Annotated in this window: 14 protein-coding genes; 6 read left to right on the top strand and 8 right to left on the bottom strand. The window is 61.7% G+C overall.

Annotation, left to right across the window (positions count from 1 at the left end):
- Window position 1 precedes the first annotated feature (1 nt).
- Window positions 2-1,894, top strand: coding sequence for a LysM peptidoglycan-binding domain-containing protein (locus CZ345_RS13920; RefSeq protein WP_077073698.1), 1,893 nt, complete (start codon window positions 2-4; stop codon window positions 1,892-1,894).
- Between the two features lie 15 nt (window positions 1,895-1,909).
- Entirely contained in the window at window positions 1,910-3,601 is a 1,692-nt protein-coding gene (gene ftsY / locus CZ345_RS13915) for a signal recognition particle-docking protein FtsY (RefSeq protein ID WP_077073697.1), read from the top strand.
- Between the two features lie 944 nt (window positions 3,602-4,545).
- Here ftsY and CZ345_RS13905 read toward each other — a convergent pair.
- From CZ345_RS13905 to CZ345_RS13875, 7 genes are all read right to left on the bottom strand, one after another.
- Window positions 4,546-4,941 carry a DUF6672 family protein gene (locus CZ345_RS13905; protein ID WP_083717475.1) on the bottom strand — a complete coding sequence of 132 codons (396 nt, stop codon included), beginning with the start codon at window positions 4,939-4,941 and terminating at the stop codon, window positions 4,546-4,548.
- Window positions 4,938-6,050, bottom strand: a complete 1,113-nt coding sequence (locus CZ345_RS13900; RefSeq protein ID WP_077073695.1) for an ABC transporter permease — start codon at window positions 6,048-6,050, stop codon at window positions 4,938-4,940. The genes CZ345_RS13905 and CZ345_RS13900 overlap by 4 nt, the downstream gene beginning before the upstream one ends.
- Window positions 6,047-7,090 carry an ABC transporter permease subunit gene (locus tag CZ345_RS13895; RefSeq protein ID WP_077073694.1) on the bottom strand — a complete coding sequence of 348 codons (1,044 nt, stop codon included), beginning with the start codon at window positions 7,088-7,090 and terminating at the stop codon, window positions 6,047-6,049. Before CZ345_RS13895 ends, CZ345_RS13900 begins: the two co-directional genes overlap by 4 nt.
- On the bottom strand, window positions 7,087-8,724 hold the full coding sequence (locus CZ345_RS13890) for a sugar ABC transporter ATP-binding protein (RefSeq protein WP_077073693.1): 1,638 nt from the start codon (window positions 8,722-8,724) through the stop codon (window positions 7,087-7,089). The genes CZ345_RS13895 and CZ345_RS13890 overlap by 4 nt, the downstream gene beginning before the upstream one ends.
- Window positions 8,725-8,961: 237 nt before the next feature.
- A complete protein-coding gene (locus CZ345_RS13885; RefSeq protein ID WP_077073692.1) occupies window positions 8,962-10,176 on the bottom strand; it encodes a DUF3798 domain-containing protein in 1,215 nt (404 codons plus the stop codon).
- Between the two features lie 262 nt (window positions 10,177-10,438).
- Window positions 10,439-11,980 (bottom strand): threonine ammonia-lyase, biosynthetic, encoded by a 1,542-nt coding sequence (gene ilvA / locus CZ345_RS13880; protein WP_077073691.1) that lies wholly within the window; start codon window positions 11,978-11,980, stop codon window positions 10,439-10,441.
- Window positions 11,981-12,026: 46 nt separating this feature from the next.
- The gene (locus tag CZ345_RS13875; protein ID WP_077073690.1) at window positions 12,027-13,088 is read right to left on the bottom strand and encodes a tRNA(5-methylaminomethyl-2-thiouridylate) methyltransferase; all 1,062 of its coding nucleotides are present in this window, start codon (window positions 13,086-13,088) and stop codon (window positions 12,027-12,029) included.
- A gap of 178 nt (window positions 13,089-13,266) precedes the next feature.
- Between CZ345_RS13875 and recA the strand changes: the two genes are divergently transcribed.
- From recA to mutM, 3 genes are all read left to right on the top strand, one after another.
- Complete coding sequence (gene recA, locus CZ345_RS13870) at window positions 13,267-14,355, top strand: recombinase RecA (RefSeq protein WP_077073689.1); 1,089 nt, start codon at window positions 13,267-13,269, stop codon at window positions 14,353-14,355.
- A 129-nt stretch (window positions 14,356-14,484) separates the two neighbouring features.
- Window positions 14,485-17,139, top strand: a complete 2,655-nt coding sequence (gene alaS, locus CZ345_RS13865; RefSeq protein WP_077073688.1) for an alanine--tRNA ligase — start codon at window positions 14,485-14,487, stop codon at window positions 17,137-17,139.
- A 316-nt stretch (window positions 17,140-17,455) separates the two neighbouring features.
- Window positions 17,456-18,403 carry a bifunctional DNA-formamidopyrimidine glycosylase/DNA-(apurinic or apyrimidinic site) lyase gene (mutM, locus tag CZ345_RS13860; protein WP_077073687.1) on the top strand — a complete coding sequence of 316 codons (948 nt, stop codon included), beginning with the start codon at window positions 17,456-17,458 and terminating at the stop codon, window positions 18,401-18,403.
- A gap of 430 nt (window positions 18,404-18,833) precedes the next feature.
- Here mutM and CZ345_RS13855 read toward each other — a convergent pair whose 3' ends face one another.
- Window positions 18,834-19,175, bottom strand: a complete 342-nt coding sequence (locus CZ345_RS13855; RefSeq protein ID WP_077073686.1) for a hypothetical protein — start codon at window positions 19,173-19,175, stop codon at window positions 18,834-18,836.
- Between the two features lie 227 nt (window positions 19,176-19,402).
- Between CZ345_RS13855 and CZ345_RS13850 the strand changes: the two genes are divergently transcribed.
- Window positions 19,403-20,677: an IMP cyclohydrolase gene (locus CZ345_RS13850; protein WP_077073685.1), complete on the top strand. Its 1,275-nt coding sequence runs from the start codon at window positions 19,403-19,405 to the stop codon at window positions 20,675-20,677.
- The last annotated feature ends 179 nt before the right edge of the window (window positions 20,678-20,856 follow it).

Raw genomic sequence — 20,856 nt, 5'->3', positions numbered from 1 at the left:
TATGAATATGGGCAAACTGTGCCGCCTTCCCCTTCTGGGAATGGCGGCGCTGGTCATCCTTTCCGGTTGCGCGAATCAGCAGAAGGTGGAAAGCCCCGAGCTTCTTTCCGCCGAAGCCAGGGAAGAGGCCATAGATTTAGGATCCCTTTCCTCCCTCTCCGCTGCGGAGAAGAAGGCCTACGCAAGCACTGCGAAGCTGGACAGGAATCTTTCCCCGGCCATGGAAACCCAGGTGCGCTACCATTTCATCAAGTATTCCCGGGAACGGCGCGGCACCATGGAAAATTTCCTGCGCAACAGCATCCCGTACCTGAACTATACCAAGAGCGTGTTCCGTTCCCGCGGGCTTCCCGAAGATCTGGCCTACCTTGCCTATCTGGAAAGCGGTTACAACCCCGTGGCCGTTTCCCGTTCCAATGCCGTGGGCATGTGGCAGTTCATTTCCTCCACGGGCAAGGCCTACGGCCTCCGTCAGGACTGGTGGATGGATGAACGCCGGGACCCGTACCGCTCCACCGAAGCGGCGGCAACCTACCTTGCACGCCTGTACGACATTTTCCACGACTGGCATCTTGCCGTGGCTTCCTACAACGGGGGCGAGGGCAAGATAGGCCGCGCCAAGCAGGCCACAGGTGCGGATAAGCTGCATGAAATCATTCAGAAAAATCATAAGCTGGATGACAATCTGCAGCTTCGCGAGGAAACCATGCTCTATGTTCCGCGCTTCCTCGCCATTTCCAAGATCATGCGCAACGCCGACACGCTGGGCCTTCAGCCCTCCGCTCCCGATGCCGATCATCCCGTGCTGGTTCCCGTGGCCGAACTTACGGCAAAGCCCGCCACCGACCTTGTGGAGCTGAGCCGTCGCCTCAACATGAGCTGGAAGGACTTTCTCGCCTACAACCCGCACGTTCTGCGCTCCATTTCTCCCGCCGGTCGTTCCTGTTCCATATATGTTCCCAAGAACAAGGAATCTCAGGCCCGGGCTCTTCTTGCGGGCAAGCTTTCCGGCGCGGGCTGGCGTTACTATACGGTGGCCCGGGGCGATTCTCTGGCAAAGGTGAGTTCCCGCACCGGCGTTCCCGCCTCCATCATCAGCCAGCTCAATCCCGGCAAGCTCAAAAGAGGGCAGACGCTCCGCCTGCCCGCAAGCGGCAGAAATCTTCCCGCCGTGCGGCCTTCCGCTCCGGTGAGGGATACGGCCATCGCCTCGGCTTCTCCGCGCAAGAGCAAGAGCGGGAACAATCACGCTCAGAACGCTCTGGCCGAGCTTCGCGGCAAAAGCGGCTCGAAGTCGCTTCCTTCCACCTACAAGGTGAAAAGCGGCGATACCCTTTTCTCCATCGCCAGACAGTACGACATGGAACTCGGGGATATTTATGCCGCCAACGGCGGAGCGGACAAGCTCAGCACGCTGCGCGTGGGGCAGGTCATCCGCCTGTCGGCTCCGGCTCCGGCTGCGGTGGCGTCACGGTCCGTTCCGGCAAGAGCCTCCTCTTCCGCACGCATGGCCTCGCATACCGTGCAGAGCGGCGAAACCGCCTACGCCATTTCCCGCAAGTACGGCATTTCCTTCCAGGAGCTTTGCGAAGCCAACGGCGGAGCGGACAGACTCGGCAGTCTTTCTCCCGGTCAGCAGCTGAAGATTCCTTCCGGCAAGAGCACGGCCGTGGCCGCCGCGCCCTCCCGTTCCCGCACCGTGGAAAAGGCTCCCGCCAAAAATTCCCGCAGCACCGTGACGGCGGAAAACTACTGCGTGCAGAACGGCGAAACCCTGTGGAGCATTTCCCGCAAGTTCAACATGAAGCCCACGGAACTTCTGGCGCTCAACGGCATGGATCAGTCCACCCGCGTCAAGGTGGGCGATACCGTCAAAGTCATTCGTCATAAATAACATCCTGAGGTGAATATGGGATTTTTCTCCGCAGTCAAACGATTCTTTTCCGGCGGTTCGCAGCCCGCGGAAGAGGTGAAGCAGAAAGAAGCGCCTGAAGAAAGCCCGAAGGACGAAGGCACGGGCCCGGCCGGGGAAACGCCGGAAGAACCGGCCGACAGCGAGCCCGTGCAGCCCGCCCCCGAAGCTGAGGAAGCTGGGCAGCCCGAGGTTGAAGAAAAAGCGCCGGAGGACGAAGAGGCTGCTCCCGCAGCGGAAGCTCCCGCGGAAGAGGCTCAGGCCGAAGCGGCGGAAGAAGCGCTGCCCGAGGCTTCCCCCCGGGAGGAAGAGCCTGCGGAAGAACCCCTTGCCGCCCCGGAGGAGGAAGTCCGGGAAGAAGTTCAGGATAAAGCCCCTCAGAATGCCTCTCTTCCTCAGGAGGAAATGCTTCCTGCCGCGGAAAGCGGAGAAGAGAAGGGGGAAGAACCCGCAGCTTCCCCGGCCTTTGCCCGTTCTCCCGAAGAGGAGGCTCTTGCCCTTGCCCTGCGTCAGGCCGAACCGAGACTTTCGGCATGGCTTGCCGTGGTGCTCGACGGAGTGGAGGAAGAGGGCGATCTTCTGTGGTCCCGCCTTTCCTTCCTGCTGCGTGCGCTGGAAACGCCTGAAGACGAAGCCCGCCTTTTTCTGGACGATTTCAGGAACTGGCTGGAACGCATGGAATATCACTGGCTGGAGGATTTCCGCTCGGAACTGCAGTATCGCCTGGCCCTCGCTCTGGATATGGAAGACGAGGAAGACGAGCGCGATCGTCTTTTTGCCAAGCTGCAGAGCGGCCTCGAGCGTACCCGCGCCCGCTTCGGGCAGGGGCTTGCCGCGCTCATGTCCGGCCATTCCGCGCTGGATGCGGCCTTCTGGGATGAGATGGAGGAACTCTTCATCATGGCCGACATGGGGGCCGAACCTTCCCTGGCGCTGGTGAAGCGGCTGAAGGAACGCGCCCGCGAAGGCAGCGTGACCACGCCCGAAGGCCTCATGCCCCTTCTGGAAGAGGAAGTGGAAGCCATCTTCAAGGCTCCCCGCCGCATTGCGGCCGTGAACCCGCCGGAAGTCATCCTTATGGTGGGCGTGAACGGTGTGGGCAAGACCACCACCATCGCCAAGCTGGCCTACCGCGCCCGTATGCAGGGCAAGAAGGTGCTCATTGCCGCGGCGGATACCTTCCGTGCCGCCGCGGTGGAGCAGCTGGAAGAGTGGGCAAAGCGCGTCGGTGCGGACTTCCATGCCAAGGGCATGGGGGCCGACCCCGCGGCAGTGGCCTTCGAAGCCATGGACAAGGCCCTGAAGGGCGGCTATGACGTTATTTTCATTGATACCGCGGGACGCCTGCATACCAAGTCAAACCTCATGGACGAGCTGCACAAGATACGCATGGTGGTGGAGCGCAAGCATCCCGGCGCACCGCACCGCACCATTCTGGTCATCGACGCCACCACCGGGCAGAATGCCCTGCAGCAGACGAAGATGTTCAAGGATACCAGTGGAGTGAACGAGATCATCCTCACCAAGCTCGACGGTACGGCCAAGGGCGGCGTGGCGCTTGCCGTGGCAAGCCAGTTCGAGCTGCCCATCACCTTCATCGGCCTTGGGGAAAAGATGGAGGATCTGCGTCCCTTCGATGCACACGATTTCGCCCGCGCCCTCCTGGGCAGGGACGAAAAACGGGCCTGAGACAGAACATGAAAAAACGCCGGCGCTCTTCGGATCGCCGGCGTTTTTGCTGTTAAAGCTCCGGGCAGCGTCTGCGGAAAGGGCCGGATAAGGGACTCGGGACAGGCAGAATGCCGTGCCCGCGTTCCAGACCGTCGCCGTGTTTTGCCCCCGGCCTGCCTATGCGAAGCCTGACCGTACATCGGCATATGCTCTCTGCGTCCGGCTTCGCGTTACGCGCGGGGGCTGGGAAGGCACGGCCTTTGTGTGCGGCATGTCGTCTTGCGGGGAAGGCGGTAGAGAGGGTTCTCCGGGACAAAGAGCGGGGCAGAAAAACGGAATGGTTTTACGCGGAACAGCCCGTTGCCGGAGGTGGGGAAGAAGGATATGCCGCCCGGCGTCCTGCTCCGGCGGGACAGGAGGAGGCGTCATGGAGATGGGGGCTGTGGGCAAAGCGTATTCCCGGTACGGACAGGTTTGCACGCCGGAAGGGAAATTCTTCCCGTCTTCTGCGGAGCTGACCCGGCAGGAACATGCTTCCCGGCACAGTCGATGTACGCAGAAGACTGCGGCGCAGCGCCTGTACAGACTGCGGGAAGAGCTTCACGGCATAAGCGACCTGTGCGTCGGCCGGAGGCCGGGGGGGGAGTGCGCCGCGGAAAGGATGTTCCGGAGGGCGCAGGAAAAATCTTCTTTGCCGATCGGGGCATGTTTTTTCCGCGTTTTCCTCTGCGGCGAAATGGCTTCCGCATCTTTTCCCCCGCATGGCCGTCTGTGCGCCTGAGCGGGTGTTTGCGGCCCTTTTTTACCGGAAATGATGCCCAAGATGGGCAGCGGAGCCGAAACGCCTTTCCGTGGCGGAGGGCGTTTTTTTGCGCTATCTGGCCGTTCTCCTCCGGCAGAGACAAAAAAAACTCCCCGGGCGTCTGTCCGTCCGGGGAGCGTTGCTTTGGGGGAAGGGGAGATTACTTCGCCTTCAGCCAGTATTCGGCCACGTTGAGTTCCAGCTTTTTGCCGAGTTCCGCGATGCTGAACTGTACGGTGCGGCTTTCCATGGGCTCGTCGTTTTCATCCAGCAGGGCAATGACCATGGTGTGCTTTCTGCCCGTGGCATCGCCGGTACCGCTGTCGTCTTCCAGCAGAAAGACCGGGTCGTTGCCGTCGATGAACACTTCCACGGCTTCAAGGGCGGGGTAGTCCTGTCCGTCCTGTCCGGTGAAGGCGTAGTTGCCGAGGAGAACCTTGTAGGTTTTACCCTGATCGTAGCACCATGCGCCGAGACAGATGAGAAGCGCTACAAGGACGCAGTTGACGAGGATGTGCTTGAGTATGATGTGCCTGCGGCTGGGGAGCTCTTTCATGCGGCGCCTCCGGCATTTCCGCGCAGAGCGGCGCGGGCGCGTTCCCTGTCGGCATGGCGGCGCCAGGCGTGCAGCACCAGCGCGAGGGAAATGATGGCGTAACAGACGAACACGCGGAAGTATTCGCCTATCTGCGCGTCGCCCACCAGGTATTTGCCTGCCATGGGAGAAACCACGAACATGAGGTGGAAGAGCAGAACACCCGTGAACACGTTGAGGATGGAGGCGCGCGCCACGGTGGCGCCGCCCACCAGCAGGGAGGCGATGGCGAACACGCCCGCCTGTTCATGGCTGTTGTAGGTGTTCAGCGTACCCACGTTCTGCAGGAAGATGATCTGCCCGTAGGCGGCGAGCACGGTGGAAATCACGATGGAGATGATGCGCGTGCGCATGACGGGAATGCCCGAGGAATGCGCCACGGCGAGATCCTGACCTGTGGCCCGCATGTCCTGTCCGAGCTTGGTGCGGCGGAACCAGACGATGAACAGGCAGAAGACGCCGATGAGCAGGAAGGTGGCAAGCGGAATGTGAATGCCCATGATGTCGAGCGGAATGGCATTGTCGAGCGTGCCCCGGATATTGTCGAGGTTGGTCACGTTGCGGATGCCGTAGCCGCGCGAGAGCACGAGTTCGGGGTTGAGAATGGGCACGAGGCTCCCGAAGCCGTAGAGCACCACGAGCTGGTACACGCCGTTCATGAAGAAGCCGAGAATGTAGGAAGTGACCATTTCACGGCCGCGGGCCTTGTTGAGCACCACGCCGCACATCCAGCCGAAGAGTATGGCGAGCGGGGTGGCGATGAGCGCCGCAAGGGTCATGCCGTAGAGGCCGGAAATGTTCCAGTCGCTGATGAAGATGAGCCCGATCTGCCCGGCCATGGCGCCGAGCACCATGCCGAAGTTGAGCCCCATGCCCGCCATGATGGGAATGAGCAGGGAGAGCACGAGGAAGGAGTTTCGGGCGAGGCGGGTGAGCATTTCCTGGATCAGGTACTCCGCAGTGAACTGGGAGTAATAGATGCCGATGCTGCTCACCAGCAGAAAGACGATGGGCACGGCGTTGCGGACGCAGAAGAGCTTGACGGCATTGCCGCCGGAGGAACTTTTCATGATCTTACCTTTGTCACGCGGGTCAGGGCGTAGAGAATCATGCCGTTGGAAACGATGATGCGGATGACTTCCGACATGTCGGTCTGCAGCATGCTGTTGATGACCGAGGGCGTCATGGTCAGGATGCCCTGGAAGAGGAAGGTACCCACGATCACGTTGACGATGGAGGCCTTTTTCACCGAAGCGCCGCCGATGAGCAGCGCGGCCACGGCGGGGAAGGCCATCATGAACGGCCCCATGTAGAGCTGGATGAAGCCGAAGCTCTGCTCATACACGATGATGCCGAGAGCGCCGAGCCATGTGGAGAGGATGACGGAAAGGGTGCGCATACGGTTGATGTTCACGCCGCTTGCGCGGGCATACTCGGGGTTGGAACCCACGGTGGTCATGGCCGTGCCCGTGCGCGTGCGCATGAAGAGCCACATGAGCCCGCACAGCAGAAGGAAGAAGAGGAACATGCCCGTGGGGAAGTAGAAGGACTCTCCCAGGGTGAACGCGCCTATGTCGCTTATGGCCTTCTGCCAGAATTCCTCCACGGAAACCGTGGTTCTCAGGCCCACGCCCGCATAGCCCCACACCATGTTGGAACTTGAGTAGGGCAGCACCAGCCACATGATGCACATGAAGGCCACGGAGGAGAAGCCCACATAGGTGGCGATCATCATTTCCTCGCCCTTGACCTTGTTGAGCAGAAGCCCGTAGCCCCAGCCGAGGATGACGGCGATGGGGGTGGCGATGGCCATGGCCGTGAACACGCCGGGAATGCCCTTCGCCTCCAGCTCCACGCTGGTCACCGCGCCGAGAAGCCCGGCGATGATGCCGAGCGGCAGGCCGAAGTTCAGGCCGCAGCCGGACTGCACCATGGGCACCATGGCGAGCACGAGAACGCCGTTCATGCCGAAGCGCACGAGGGTGTCGCTGAAGGCGGCGTCCACAGGCACGCCCACGAACGGGGAAACAATGAAGAGAATGACGAGAAAGACGGCGATCAGGATTCTGGGCCAGCCCGCTTCCTCTATGAATTTCTTGATGCGGTTCATGCGCTTGCCGCCTCCGTAGCGTTGGAATGTTCCGCCGCGGAATCTTCCGCCTCTGCGGAACCCGCGCCCATGAGCAGATAGCCGAAGGCTTCGGAAGGCGTGCTCGCGGGCAGTATGCCCGCCACGGCGCCCTTGTCGATGATGGCGATGCGGTCGCACACGGAACGCAGTTCCTCAAGTTCGGAGGAAATCACCACCACGGTCATGCCGTGTTCGCGGTTGTAGCGCTTCAGGGTGTCGAGCACCACCTTTTTCGCGCCCACGTCGATGCCTCGCGTAGGTTCCGCCACGAAAAGGAGCTTCGGCTTCGTTTCAAAGGCCTTGGCAAGGCATACCTTCTGCTGATTGCCGCCGGAAAGCTCCTGCACATGCTGCTTCTCGCTCGTGCACTTGATTTCCAGGTCGCGGATGTAGGTGCGGGCGCATTCGGCAATGGCCTCTTCGTCGCGCAGCTTCAGGGGGCCTACGCGCTTCAGAAAGCGCCCCTGCATCTGCAGGGAGGTGAAGACGATGTTCCAGGCAATGGATTCCTCAAGCAGCAGGCCCACGCCGCGCCTGTCTTCGGAGACGGCGGAAATGCCGAGGGAAAGGGGCGAGGAGGGATTGTTGAGCTCAAGCTTCTTTCCGTGGAAGGTCACGGTTCCGCCCGCGGGATGCAGCCCCATGATGCCGTTGGCGATGCCGAGCTTGCCCTGACCGGCCATGCCGCCGATGCCGAGGATTTCCCCTTCCCGCACGCTGAGGTTGACGTTGCGCACGGTTTCGCCGGGCATGTCCACCCAGAGGTTCTGTATTTCCATGGCGATTTCGCCGGAGAAGGAGCGCTCCTCGCTTTCGCCTTCGTTCTTTTCTATCTTGCGGCCCACCATGGCGCTGGCAATCTGGCGCACGCTGGTTTCGGCGGGCGTGGTCTGCAGCACCACTTCGCCGTCGCGCAGGATGACGATGTCGTCGCACACGCTCATCACTTCCTGCAGGCGGTGGGAAATGAAGATGATGGAAATGCCCTGGGAGGCCAGGCGGCGCATGGAATCGAGAAGAATGTCGGCTTCGGCCTCGGTGAGCACGGCGGTGGGTTCGTCGAGCACGAGAAGGCGCGTTCCCTTCTTGTCGATTTCACGGGCGATTTCCGTAAACTGCTTGTAGCCTACGGGCAGCTCCGAGATGGGGGTGGAGCTGTCGAGTTCGATATTGAGTCTTGCGATGGCTTCGTCGGCACGCTGCGACATGTTTTTGCGGTCGAGCGTGGTGAGTCTGTCGCCGAAGGCTTCCACAAGGGGGTTGTAGACGAGCGTCTCACGGTTGAGCACGATGTTTTCCGCCACCGTGAAGCCGGGAATGAGGGAAAATTCCTGATGCACCATGCCGATGCCCGCCTTCAGGGCGTCCATGGGGCTGCGGAAGTGCACTTCCTGCCCGTCGATCAGAATTTTTCCTTCATACCCGCCTGTCTCCTGGATGACGCGCATGCCGAAGAGAATATTCATGAGGGTGGATTTGCCCGCCCCGTTTTCGCCTACCAGGCCGAGAATGCGTCCTTTCCCCAGGGTGAAATTGACGTTCTTCAGCACCCGGTTGGAAAAGTACGCCTTGCCGACGCCTTCCACGCGAAGCAATGGATCTGCTGCGCCCATGGTACCTCTTTAAATAAGGGCTGCGCCTCCGCCGAAGAAAAAAAACGATGAGAGGTGCGGAGGCTGTTTTCGAAGCGTTTCCAAAAAACGCAAGAAGCAGTATAGCATAAGATGCCGGAAACGGCAAAACTCGTTTCCGGGGGTGGGCGCGGCCCGGAAATGTGCTTGAAAGCGGGCTTTTTTCAGCGCCTTATACGGTGAGAGGGAAGGCCGGAGCCTTCCCTCTCGCTTACATGGTTACTTGATCTTCTTGAACTTGTCGGGCACGGGCACTTCGGTCATGTGCATGTAGCCCTTGCCGAAGATGTACAGGTCTTCGAACACGAGGACGTGGTTCTTCTTTTCCTTGCCGGTGGCCACGTCCACATAGTAGCCGCCGCTCCAGGTGGAACCGGGGGTCGCGGCGTTGTAGGCGGCGAAGAGGTCTTCCTTCTTGAAGTGACGGCGGAAGCTGCGGCCGCCGGTCACGCCTTCCTTGGCGTACTTGATGGCGAGTTCGCCGAGGCCCAGGGAGTTGGTGAAGCCGTAGGAGTAGGTCCAGGTGCCCATGCGGCCGGCCGCGCCCTTGGCGACGACGGTGTCTTCAACGCGCTTCAGAATGGCGGGGAAGTCGCCGGACACATCGGCAAGGTCGATGCCCAGAGCGCCGGGATAGCCCATGAGCGGGGAGGGCAGGTCGGCTTCGATGAAGTAGCCGCCCTTGTCTTCGGTGAGGCGCTTGAGCAGAGGTTCGGTGTGGGCGTCGTTGGTGCAGAAGAAGGCGGTCTTCGGGCCGAGCTTGTCGAGCCACTGGGGAACCTGTTCCAGAATGTACTGCTGGGCGCCGGCCACACCGACGTCGGAGGTGGGGTCGGGAGCGCTCATGAAGTGGAAGTTGACGCCGAGATCCTTACAGGCCGCTTCCATGATGTTGCGGCGGCGGGAAAGGAGTTCGTAGCTCATGTGGCGGGGGAAGGAAATATGCACGAAGTCGGTGACGCCGAGCTTCTTGGCGGCGGCGATGATGAGGTAGCCGCGGGAGATGTTGTCGGCGTTGATGGCGAGGTCGGCGGCGCTTTCAATGACATTGGGGTCTTCATGGGCTTCACCCACGAGGAGCATGATGTCGGGGCGCTTTTCACGGATGCGCTGGAAGGCGGCCGTGGTGCCGGGGATGCCCTGGTTGACGATGACGGCCTTCATGTCGGGGTCGTCGGCGAAGGACACGATCTGGGAGATGGTGGTCTCCATTTCGGTCATGAAGTTGTCGGGGTAGGTGATGTGCTTGATCATGCCGCCGTTGGCGACATCACCGTACTTCTTGATGAGCGCTTCGGCGCCGCGCAGATCGTCTTCGGACTGAGACACCGTACCGGTGCACACGCCGATGTGGATTTTGGCGGGTTCCGCGGCGTTCGCCTGCGGGGCGAAGGCCATCATGCCCAGACACATGGCTGCAAGAAAGCGTTTCACTTCTGTTCCCTCCTTGGGGTAATAAAAAAGGCCCGTAACAGTTCCTTAGGGCTATGAGAAATTCAAGGTACACCGATACCGCGTTCATTGTCAAAACATCTTGCTCAAAAAGGTCGCTCTGCAAGGACGTCCGGGGCATAAATGTCGTTTTTCCGCCTTTCCGGGGCGGAAAAACGGCCCGGGGAAGGGACGGAGAACAAAAAAAAGCCCCGGCGTTATGCCGGGGCTTCTGATGCGTCATGCCGACCTGCGGCATCCGGCCCTATTCCAGAGGAGCAAGGAACTTTCTGCAGGCCTCGTTGGCGGTTTCGTCCCACCAGGCGAAGCCGAGCTTGTTGAGGTTGGCGTAGAATTCCTCGCACTGTTCGGGAGCGAGCTCGAAGCCGCAGGCCACGCGGCCGTATTCCGCGCCGTGGTTGCGGTAATGGAACATGGTGACGTTGAAGTTCGTGCCCAGCGTTTCCAGAAAGTGCAGGAGCGCGCCGGTGCGTTCCGGGAACTGGAAGCTCAGAATGTGCTCGTTCTTCACCATGCTCGGGGCCTTGCCGCCGATCATGTAGCGCACATGGCTCTTGGCGAAGGTGTTGCGCGTCATGTCGGTGACGCTGTAGCCCGCCTCCCTGAGGCTTGCGATGATGCGTTCAAGCTCGTCCATGCCTTCGGTGAGGCGCAGGGAGGTGAAGATTTCCGCCTGCGAGGGATCGGAGAAGCGGTAGTTGAATTCCGTCACCATGCGGTTGCCGAGCTTGCGGCACAGGTCGAGGAACGCGCCCTTCTTTTCGGGAATGGTCACGGAAATGATGCCTTCGCGCTGTTCGCCCACCTCGCAGCGTTCGGAAACGAAGCGCAGGGTGTGGAAGTTCATGTTCGCGCCGGAAAGAATGGCCGCGGTGCGCGCGCCCGTCATGTCGTGTTCCGCAACGTATTTCTTGAGTCCCGCGAGGGAAAGCGCGCCGGAAGGTTCGGCAATGGCGCGGGTATCGTCGAAGATGTCCTTGAGCGCGGCGCAGATTTCGTCGTTGCTGCAGGTGATGATTTCATCGAGGTTCTCGCGCAGCACGCGGAAGGTCTCGTCGCCTATGCGCTTCACGGCCACGCCGTCGGCAAAGAGGGAAACGCGCTCCAGCGTCACGGGGGAACCCTTTTCCCAGGCGGCCTTGAGGCAGGCGGAACCCTTGGCTTCCACGCCGATGACCTTCACTCCGGGGAGAATCTGCTTGATGTACACGGCGATGCCTGCGGCGAGCCCGCCGCCGCCCACCTGCACGAAGACGTGGGTCAGGCGGCTGTCCTGTTCCAGCAGTTCCCGGGCGATGGTGCCCTGCCCGGCGATGACGTCGGAATCGTCGTAGGGCGGAATGAGGGTGAGGCCTTCCTTTTCGGCAAGGCGCATGGATTCGGCATAGGCCTCGTCGAAGCTGTTGCCGAAGAGCACCACGTTGCCGCCGAAGCGGCGCACCGCGTCCACCTTGATGTCGGGCGTGGTCTTGGGCATGACGATGGTGGCCTTCACGCCGAGCCTTGCGCCGGAAAGGGCGCAGCCCTGGGCGTGATTGCCCGCCGAGGCGGCGATGACGCCGCGCTTCTTCGCCTCATCGGGGAGCTTCGCAATCTTGTTGTAGGCTCCGCGCAGCTTGAAGGAATGCACGGGCTGGAGGTCTTCGCGCTTGAGGCTGACGCGGCAGCCCAGGCGTTCGGAGAGTTTTTCCATGTATTCCAGCGGGGTCACGCGGGCCACGTCGTACACGGGGGAAAGAAGGATTTTCCGCAGATATTCCGCAGAGGTGGGATGTTCACTGGGCATGATGTTCTCCTGGCGCGCCGCACGCGCCCGCCTTGCGTTATGAAGTTCAGTCGTTGTTCTGCCGCCCGGGGGTGCGCAGAGCGTGAAGGGCCTCGCGCGCGTCTTCCCAGGTGGGTTCCCGGAATTCGCTCTCTCTGCACGGCGAAATTTCCACAAGCGAGCTTTCCCCGTTCTGCGTCACGCGCACGAAGATGCGCTGACCTTCCTCTGCGGCCTTGCAGGCCTTGGGGGAATAGGAGGCCACGAGCGAGGCGGCCTTCCGCACGGTTTCGGCGTCCCAGGGGCGGGAGCTTCTGCCCAGGGCGATGGGGCCGGGGAAGCCCGCCATCTTGAAGTGCAGGTCGTTTTCACGCAGGAGGGAGGAATAGATTTCGTTGTCGAACTTGTGGCGGCCTATGGTGAGCCAGTATTCTCCGTACCAGAACTGGCGGCCCACGTCGGCAAGGCGGAAGTCGTTCACATCCGGCGCGCTCAGGCGGGAGAGCACGGGCCAGAAGCGGCGGGTGTTTTCCTTTTCCGTGAGCTTGCAGCCGCCGCCGGGCGTGGGAATTTCCGTAATGCCGAAATGTTCGGCAAGGGCGAGCTGTTCCTTGCGGCCGCGGCCGTTCATGCCGAGCAGAAGGGAACGGTCCACGAGGCCCGATTCCTCGGCCTCCGTGGGGTCGAGAAGCTTCGCGCTGAGGGGGCGCAGAAGAATGCCGCGCACGTCGGCGTCGCGCCGGATGACGTTGAGCGTGTCGCGCCGCTGCGACATGGGGCGCTGGCCCAGCACTTCACCGGAAACGAGAAATGTTGCCCCGTACTGTTCCATGCGTTCCCTGGCCAGGCGCATCATGAGTATCTTGCAGTCCACGCAGGGATTCATGGCGCTGCCGAAGCCGTATTCCGGGCCGTGCCGGAGCATGTCCACAAAGACCGCGCTCGCGTCCACGGGCGTGATGTCGAGTCCGTAGACCTTCTGCCAGTGTTCCACCCGGCCGGGATGGCCGAAAAAGGGCGAGAAGAAGTGCAGGCACTTGATGCTTCTGCCCTGTTCCATCAACAGCCGGGCGGCGAGGATGCTGTCCAGTCCCCCGGAAAAAAGAGCTATGCCGTCATAATTTTTCATGGCTCTTTAGATAGATGGTAAGCGAAGCGCTGGCAAGTGTTTCTCTTGCCCACGGGCCGGGCTTTTGCTAATGTTTGTCGACTTCCGGCTTTTCTTTTCGGAAAAGGCCGCGCAAGGCACCTTGCTGCCGGCTCGAAAGTCCGGCACGACAAGGAATCTCTCTCAGAGGAGTTCATCCATGGCGAAAAAGCCTCTTGTTTCCGCGGAAGACGCCCGCCGCGAAGCGCTCAAGACCGCCCTCAGCACCATTGAACGCAAGTACGGCCAGGGCGCGGTCATGAAGCTGTCCGACGGGGCGCACGTTCATGTGCCCGTCATCCCCACCGGTTCCATCGGCCTCGATCTGGCGCTTGGTATCGGCGGCGTGCCGCGCGGCCGCGTGACCGAAATCTACGGCCCGGAATCCTCGGGCAAGACGACGCTCACGCTCCACATCATCGCGGAATGCCAGAAGCAGGGCGGCGTGGCCGCCTTCATCGACGCGGAACACGCTCTGGATGTCACCTATGCGGCCCGCCTCGGCGTCAAGACCGACGAACTGCTCATTTCCCAGCCCGATCACGGCGAACAGGCGCTCGACATCGCCGACATGCTGGTACGTTCCGGCGCGGTGGACATCGTGGTCATCGACTCCGTGGCCGCCCTCATTCCTCAGGCGGAACTCGACGGCGCCATGGGCGAAACCCAGGTGGGCAGTCAGGCACGCCTCATGTCCCACGCCATGAGAAAGCTCACCGGCACCATCCACAAGTCCCGCACCTGCGTGATCTTCATCAACCAGATCCGCATGAAGATAGGCCAGATGGGTTACGGCAGCCCCGAAACCACCACCGGCGGCAACGCCCTCAAGTTCTACAGCTCCGTGCGCATGGACATCCGCCGCGTGCAGACTCTGAAGGACAGGGAGGAAGCCTACGGCTCCCTCACCCGCGTGAAGGTGGTGAAGAACAAGATGGCCCCGCCCTTCCGCGAAGCCAAGTTCGACATCATCTGGGGGACGGGCATTTCCCGTGCGGGCGAAATCCTCGACATGGCCGTGGATGCGGGCATTGTGGACAAGAGCGGCGCATGGTTCGCCTACGGCGACGAAAAGCTCGGCCAGGGCCGCGAAAGAGTGCGCGATCTTCTGAACGAGAACATCGCCCTGCGCGATGAAATCGAGGCCAAGGTCAAGGAACATCTCGGTTTCGGTACGGATCAGGCTCTCTCCGCAGCGCCCGCGCCCGAAGTGCCCGGCGACGAAGACAGCTACGACGAGGCCTACTAGGAATTTCATTCCGCGCCGGGTTCTTCCTATGAAGAAGAGGCCGCTGCGCGGACCATCACGAAAAAAGACGGGGGGAAGAAGTTTCTTCCCCCATGTTCATGTTGAGGGCTTCCGCCCATCGGAGAATATATGCTCACCGCTAAGGAAATCCGCAGAAAGTTTCTGGAATTTTTTGAAAAGAACGGTCACGCCGTCGTGCCGTCCTCTTCCCTTGTGCCGAAAGACGACCCCACGCTGCTCTTCACCAACGCGGGCATGGTGCAGTTCAAGAAGCTCTACCTCGGTCAGGAGCGCCGCTCCTACCGCTGCGCCGCCACCTCGCAGAAGTGCCTGCGCGTGTCCGGCAAGCACAACGACCTTGAGAACGTGGGCCGTACCGCCCGCCACCACACCTTCTTCGAAATGCTGGGCAACTTCTCCTTTGCCTACTACTTCAAGCGCGAAGCCATCACCTTTGCGTGGACCTTCGTCACCGAAGAACTGAAACTGCCCAAGGACAAGCTCTACGTCACCGTGTACGAGAACGACGACGAAGCCTACAAACTGTGGCAGGAAATCGCGGGTATGCCCGCCGACCACATCACCCGCATGGGCGAGAAGGACAACTTCTGGACCATGGGCGATACCGGCCCCTGCGGCCCCTGCTCGGAAATCTACATCGACCAGGGCGAGGACATGGCCTGCGGACCGGACTGCGGCATCGGCAAGTGCGACTGCGACCGCTTCCTGGAAATCTGGAACCTTGTGTTCACCCAGTACGACCAGAAGGAACCCGGCGTGCGCGTGCCGCTGGAACATCCCAACATCGATACCGGCATGGGCCTTGAACGCATTGCGGCCGTGTGCCAGGGCAAGCGTTCCAACTTCGACTGCGATCTCTTCCAGGACATCATTCAGTATGCCGCTTCCATTGCGGGCGTGACCTACAGCTTCTCCGCTCCCGACACCAACGATGTGGACACCGCGCTCCGCGTCATTGCCGACCACAGCCGCGCCGCCGCCTTCATGATCGCCGACGGTATTCTGCCTTCCAACGAAGGCCGCGGTTACGTTCTGCGCCGCCTCATCCGCCGCGCTCTGCGTTTCGGCACGCTCATGGGTCTGCATGAGGCCTTCCTCTACAAGACCGTGGGCAAGGTGGTGGAAGTCATGGGCGACGATTACCCCGAACTTCGCGAACACGCCGAATTTCTTTCCCGCGTGGTGTTCGAGGAGGAAAACCGCTTCCGCGTCACGCTGGACAAGGGCCTTGCTCTTCTCGACAGCGAACTTGCCGCCCTTGCCGCCGAAGGCAGGACGGTCATTCCCGGCGAAGTGGCCTTCCGTTTGAACGACACCTACGGCTTCCCGCTGGATATCGTGTCCGACGTGGCCTACAAGCGCGGCTTCACCGTGGACGAAGAAGGCTTTGCCGAAAAGATGCAGGAGCAGCGCGCCCGCGCCCGCGCGGCGTGGAAGGGTTCCGGCGAAAAGGATCTCGCGGCCCGCTTCCGCACCCTGCTTGAAGAAGGGATGCAGTCGGAATTCGTGGGTTACGGTTCTCTCACGGCCGAAAGCCGCATCGTGGCGCTTATGGATGAAGACGCGCTCCCCGTGGAAAGCCTGGAAGCCGGAGCAAAGGGCTACGTCGTCACGCTTCAGACTCCCTTCTACGGCGCTTCCGGCGGCCAGAGCGGCGATACCGGCATCCTGACCACGGAAGAGGGCAGGGCCCGCGTCACCGATACCCTGAAGCCCATGCCCACCCTTACCGTGGAACAGATCGAGGTGGAGGAAGGCATCATCCGCGCCGAACAGGAAGTGTCCATGGAAGTGACGGAAGGCGAACGCATGGCCGCCGCCCGCAACCACTCCTGCACCCATCTTCTTCAGGCCGCCCTGCGCAAGGTGCTGGGCACGCATGTGCATCAGGCCGGTTCCTCCGTGGGCCCGGATCATCTGCGCTTCGACTTCACCCACATTGCGGCCATGACGGAAGAGGAAATCGCCGCCGTGGAACGCGAGGTGAACGCCATGATCATGGCCGACTACCCCGTGACCACCCGCGAAATGGACCACGACGAAGCCGTGAAGTGCGGCGCCATGGCGCTGTTCAATGAAAAGTACGGCGACAAGGTGCGCGTGGTCAGCATGGGCGGCGAAGGAGCGGAACCCTGCTCCATGGAACTTTGCGGCGGTACCCATCTTTCCCGTACCGGTCAGGCCGGCTTCTTCGTCATTCTTTCCGAAGGCGGCGTGGCCGCAGGCGTGCGCCGTATCGAGGCCGCCACGGGCTGGAACGCCTACAAGGTCATGGCGGAACGCCGTGCGGAACTCGGCGCGCTGAGTTCCATGCTCAAGGTCCGTTCTTCCGATCTCGCCTCCCGCGTGGACGCCATGCAGAAGGAAATCAAGACCCTGCGCAAGGAACTGGACAAGGCTCAGGCCGCGAGCCGGGGCGATGTCATGTCCGCCGTGGAGGAAGTGTCCGGCGTGAAGGTGCTGGCCGCCAAAGCCGGTTCCATGAACGTGAAGGCCCTGCGCGAAATGATGGACGACGTGCGTTCCAAGATGCCTTCCGGCGTGGCCTGCCTTGTGGCGGAAGACGGCGGCAAGGTGCAGATGATACTCTACGTTTCCAAAGACCTGCACGACCGCTTCACCGCTCCCGCCCTCATCAGGGATGTGGCCGCCGCCATCGGCGGTTCCGGCGGCGGTCGCCCGGATCAGGCCCAGGCCGGCGGCAACAATGCCGAAGGCATCGACGAGGCCTTCCGCATCCTCAGAGCGAAGATTGCGGGCTAAGGGGCCTTCGGGGTCCTGCATGTCCGTCTGAACGACGGCGGGGAGGGAAGCGTTCGCTTTCTTTCCCGCTTTTTCTTTTGTGCCTGTCGAAGCCGGATAAGAGAAGAAGACCGGAGAGAAGGTTCTCTTCCGCCTTTCGGAACAGCGCGGCGCCGCGCCTTTTGAGGATGCCCGGCCGTGCAGGCGCATCAGTCCGCAGGAAACGCTCGCCTGGAGGCCTCGCGGAGACTGCCTGGGCGATGAACATTTCAGGGACGGGAGCGCGGAAGAAGCGGGCGTCTTCACGCGACAAACATCAGATCTGCAAGGAAGGAACATGCCGGAACTGCCGGAAGTGGAAACCGTGGCGCGCACGCTTGCGCCGCAGATATGCGGGCGGCGCATTGCGGCCGTGGATGTGCTGAACCAGGGATCGTGGCAGGGACTGACGGCCCCCGGCGACGTGGCGGAACGGCGGCCCGTCATCCGCGGTACGGGCAGGCGGGGCAAGCTGCTTTTTCTGTATCTTTCTCAGGAGGCTGCCCTTCCCCCGGAAGCGGAGGAGGAAATTCCCGTTCCCCATGCCTCTTCGCTCTGGCCGCTTTTCTATACGGCTTGCGGCATGGAACAGGGGCGGCCATCCCTTTTAGGAAAAACGCCGCGGGAGGTGACGGCCCTTGCCTTTCATCTGCGCATGACGGGGCGGCTTTTCGTGTACGGCGCGGATAAGGAACCGGAAAGGCATACCCGCGTCATTCTTACGCTGGATGACGGAAGGCGCGTGTTCTTCGACGATGCGCGCAAGTTCGGTCAGGTGCGGGCCGTGTGTGCGGATGAGCTGGAAGGGTGGGACTTCTGGAAGAAGCTGGGGCCGGAACCTCTGGAAATGACGGAGGAAGCCTTTGCCTCGCGTTTTTCTTCCGGTCGGGCCGTGAAGGCGCTGCTGCTCGATCAGTCCGTAGTGGCGGGAGTGGGCAACATTTATGCGGACGAGAGTCTTTTCCGCGCAGGCATACGGCCCGACACGCCGGGGAAAAAGCTTTCTCCGCCAAGGCTGGCGAAGCTGCACCGCGCCCTTGTCGAGGTGCTGCTTGCCTCCATACGCGAATGCGGCAGTTCCATACGCGATTACCGTACCGCAAAGGGCGATGTAGGGGCCTTTCAGAACCGCTTCTTCGTGTACGGCAGAGCCGGAGAGAAATGCCTTGTGTGCGGAAAAAAGCTTGTTTCCGCCCCTGTGGCGGGACGCACCACGGTGTGGTGTCCGCACTGTCAGAAAAAGTAGTCTTCCGTCCTGCGAGGGGGAGCGCCTTTTCGGAAGGAAACAACGGTTCCGGCGTGTTCTCCGGCGACAGAATGCGGGGACTGGTCTGTCTCAGGGGAAAGCGGCCCGCCTTCGGCAGGTATTTTTCTCCGTGCGGCGCGGACGGTTACGGGCGGGAACCCGGTATGGGGGGGCAGCGCTGCGGGCCGCAAGCAGGGATGAGGGCTCCCGGAGGGAGGCGCGGAGCGGCACGTTTTTCTGCGCAGGAAAAGAGAAAGGCCCTGAAGCGGGAATGCTCCCGGATCAGGCTCGACCGGCCCCCGGCAGATCTTTCCGCAGAGGCCGGAGGCGGCGAAGCGCCGCGCTCTTTTGGCAGGCAGATTCGCCTTCGCCGCGCGTGCGGGGCAAAAGCGCCCGCCGCACGAAGCCTGTGCGGCGGACACGGGGAAGGTCAGGAGCTTTTCGGGCGGAAGGGCAGCACCGTGGCCTGCCTTGCGGGGGCCTTCTTTTCTTCCTCGGGCTTTTCGGGCATACGCCGCCAGGGGCGCAGATCCTCGTGCCGGGGTTCGGGCGGATTTTTGCGCATGGCTTCCCGTTCTTCCCACTTGGTGTTGAAAAGCTGGTTCTTGCCCCGTACGGCCTGAAGAAGGGAAAGTACGATGGCGGCCTCTTCCCACTCTCGGGAACCGTCGAAATCCTGAACCCGTTGCAGATACTTGTTCCACAGGGCCATGAGGGAGGCCTCGTCCATGGCGTTGAGCTGGCGGGCCATTTTCAGCAGCATGTTTTCCATTGCAGTCCTCTTTCTGGAGTGCCCCCTTATACCCCGCAAGGCGGGCGCGGGCAAATGAATTCTGCGCGTCCCGCCTGCGGAGCGGGAAAGGGGCAATTTGCCCGCCATTAATTTTTATGATAAAAAAGCGGTTTCCCCGAGGTGCGGGCGGCCGCGCCTCTTTCGCCGTCACGCGGCTCGGGCCGCGGGAGGGGCTTCCAAACATTCTTTCGCAGTGCGGAGTTGACATGAGCGAACTCAAGGATATGTATCGCACCATCGTTGCGGACGGTTTCCCCGATACCATGACCATCACGCTGGGAGACAGCGTGCTTACCTACCACAAGCGCACCTGGGAGATGGGCGGCGAAGTGCGCGGCCTGCGCTACGGCGAAAACCCCGATCAGCCCGCCGCGCTCTATGAATTCGTGGAAGGCGAGAACAAGGTGGCGAATCTCAAGTGGCGTTCCCCGAAGCAGGGCATCGTTTCCGCGCTGACGGAAGAGCAGATGGTGCAGTCGGGCAAGCATCCGGGCAAGACCAACCTCACCGACGTGGACAACGCCTGCAACATTCTTCAGTATCTTTCCAGAAAGCCTGCCGCCGCCATTCTGAAGCACAACAATCCCTGCGGCGCGGCCTGGGCCGACACGCTTTTCGACGCGCTGAACAACGCCTTCTGGTGCGACCGCATCGCGGCCTTCGGCGGCGCGGTGGTGGTGAACCGTCCGCTGGACATGAAGTGCGCGGAACTCATCGCCTCCCAGTATTTCGAAGTGGTGGCCGCCCCCGCCTTTGAAGAAGGCGTGGTGGACGTGCTCAAGGGCCGCAAGAACCTCCGCATTTTCGAGCTGCCCGGCCTTGCCCGTCTCGAAGAGCTCAAGGGCATTCCCATGCTCGACTTCAAGAGCCTCACCGACGGCGGCATCGTGATGCAGAAGTCCTTCGTGAACCGCATAAACAGCGTGGAAGACTTCATTCCCGCCACCGGCGCGAAGAAGGACGGCACCGTGTTCACTGCCCGCAAGCCCACGGAGCAGGAAGCGGAAGATCTGCTCTTCGCCTGGGCCGTGGAAGCCGGCGTGACCTCCAACTCCGTCATCTTTGCGCGCAACGGCGCCACCGTGGCCATCGGTACCGGCGAACAGGACCGCGTGGGCTGTGCGGAGCTGGCCATCCACAAGGCCTACACCAAGTATGCCGACGTGCTCTGCTTCAAGCGCACCGGTCTTTCCCTGTACGAGCTGCAGCAGAAGGCCCTTGCCGATGCCGAATCCGCCGCTCTTCTGGAAGAGATCAACCGTGAAACGCGGGAAAACAAGGGCGGGCTCATCGGTTCCGTGGTGGTGTCCGACGGCTTCTTCCCCTTCCGCGACGGCGTGGACGTGGTCATGGCTCAGGGCGTGACGGCCATCGCCCACCCCGGCGGCTCCATCCGCGACTGGGAAGTGGTGCAGGCCTGCAACGAACATGAACCGCAGGTGGCCATGGTCTATACCGGCCAGCGCTCCTTCAAGCACTGATTTCATGCGCGCCGGGCATGTCGTGTGCCCGGCGCGCTCGTCCCCTTTTCGGGGGGCGTCCCTCCGGCGTCTTTGTCCTTTCCGGGCTGCATTGCGTTTCTCTGCCGTCTGTTCCGGCGCGGGGCGCAGGACGGCGCGGCGCGGGCTTTGCGTCTTTTTCCTGGTGTTCGGGCAACTTA

It is taken from the genome of Mailhella massiliensis (genome assembly GCF_900155525.1).
GTDB classification, from domain to species: domain Bacteria; phylum Desulfobacterota; class Desulfovibrionia; order Desulfovibrionales; family Desulfovibrionaceae; genus Mailhella; species Mailhella massiliensis.
The sequence above is the reverse complement of the archived record's forward strand: the minus strand, read 5'-3'. Positions and strand labels throughout refer to the sequence as shown.

Excerpts from the sequence above, each read along its gene's own strand:
- CZ345_RS13920 (WP_077073698.1), top strand. The coding sequence starts at position 2 with ATGAATATGGGCAAACTGTGCCGCCTTCCCCTTCTGGGAATGGCGGCG.
- ftsY (WP_077073697.1), top strand. The coding sequence starts at position 1,910 with ATGGGATTTTTCTCCGCAGTCAAACGATTCTTTTCCGGCGGTTCGCAG.
- CZ345_RS13905 (WP_083717475.1), bottom strand. The coding sequence starts at position 4,941 with ATGAAAGAGCTCCCCAGCCGCAGGCACATCATACTCAAGCACATCCTC.
- CZ345_RS13900 (WP_077073695.1), bottom strand. The coding sequence starts at position 6,050 with ATGAAAAGTTCCTCCGGCGGCAATGCCGTCAAGCTCTTCTGCGTCCGC.
- CZ345_RS13895 (WP_077073694.1), bottom strand. The coding sequence starts at position 7,090 with ATGAACCGCATCAAGAAATTCATAGAGGAAGCGGGCTGGCCCAGAATC.
- CZ345_RS13890 (WP_077073693.1), bottom strand. The coding sequence starts at position 8,724 with ATGGGCGCAGCAGATCCATTGCTTCGCGTGGAAGGCGTCGGCAAGGCG.
- ilvA (WP_077073691.1), bottom strand. The coding sequence starts at position 11,980 with ATGCCCAGTGAACATCCCACCTCTGCGGAATATCTGCGGAAAATCCTT.
- CZ345_RS13875 (WP_077073690.1), bottom strand. The coding sequence starts at position 13,088 with ATGAAAAATTATGACGGCATAGCTCTTTTTTCCGGGGGACTGGACAGC.
- recA (WP_077073689.1), top strand. The coding sequence starts at position 13,267 with ATGGCGAAAAAGCCTCTTGTTTCCGCGGAAGACGCCCGCCGCGAAGCG.
- alaS (WP_077073688.1), top strand. The coding sequence starts at position 14,485 with ATGCTCACCGCTAAGGAAATCCGCAGAAAGTTTCTGGAATTTTTTGAA.
- mutM (WP_077073687.1), top strand. The coding sequence starts at position 17,456 with ATGCCGGAACTGCCGGAAGTGGAAACCGTGGCGCGCACGCTTGCGCCG.
- CZ345_RS13855 (WP_077073686.1), bottom strand. The coding sequence starts at position 19,175 with ATGGAAAACATGCTGCTGAAAATGGCCCGCCAGCTCAACGCCATGGAC.
- CZ345_RS13850 (WP_077073685.1), top strand. The coding sequence starts at position 19,403 with ATGAGCGAACTCAAGGATATGTATCGCACCATCGTTGCGGACGGTTTC.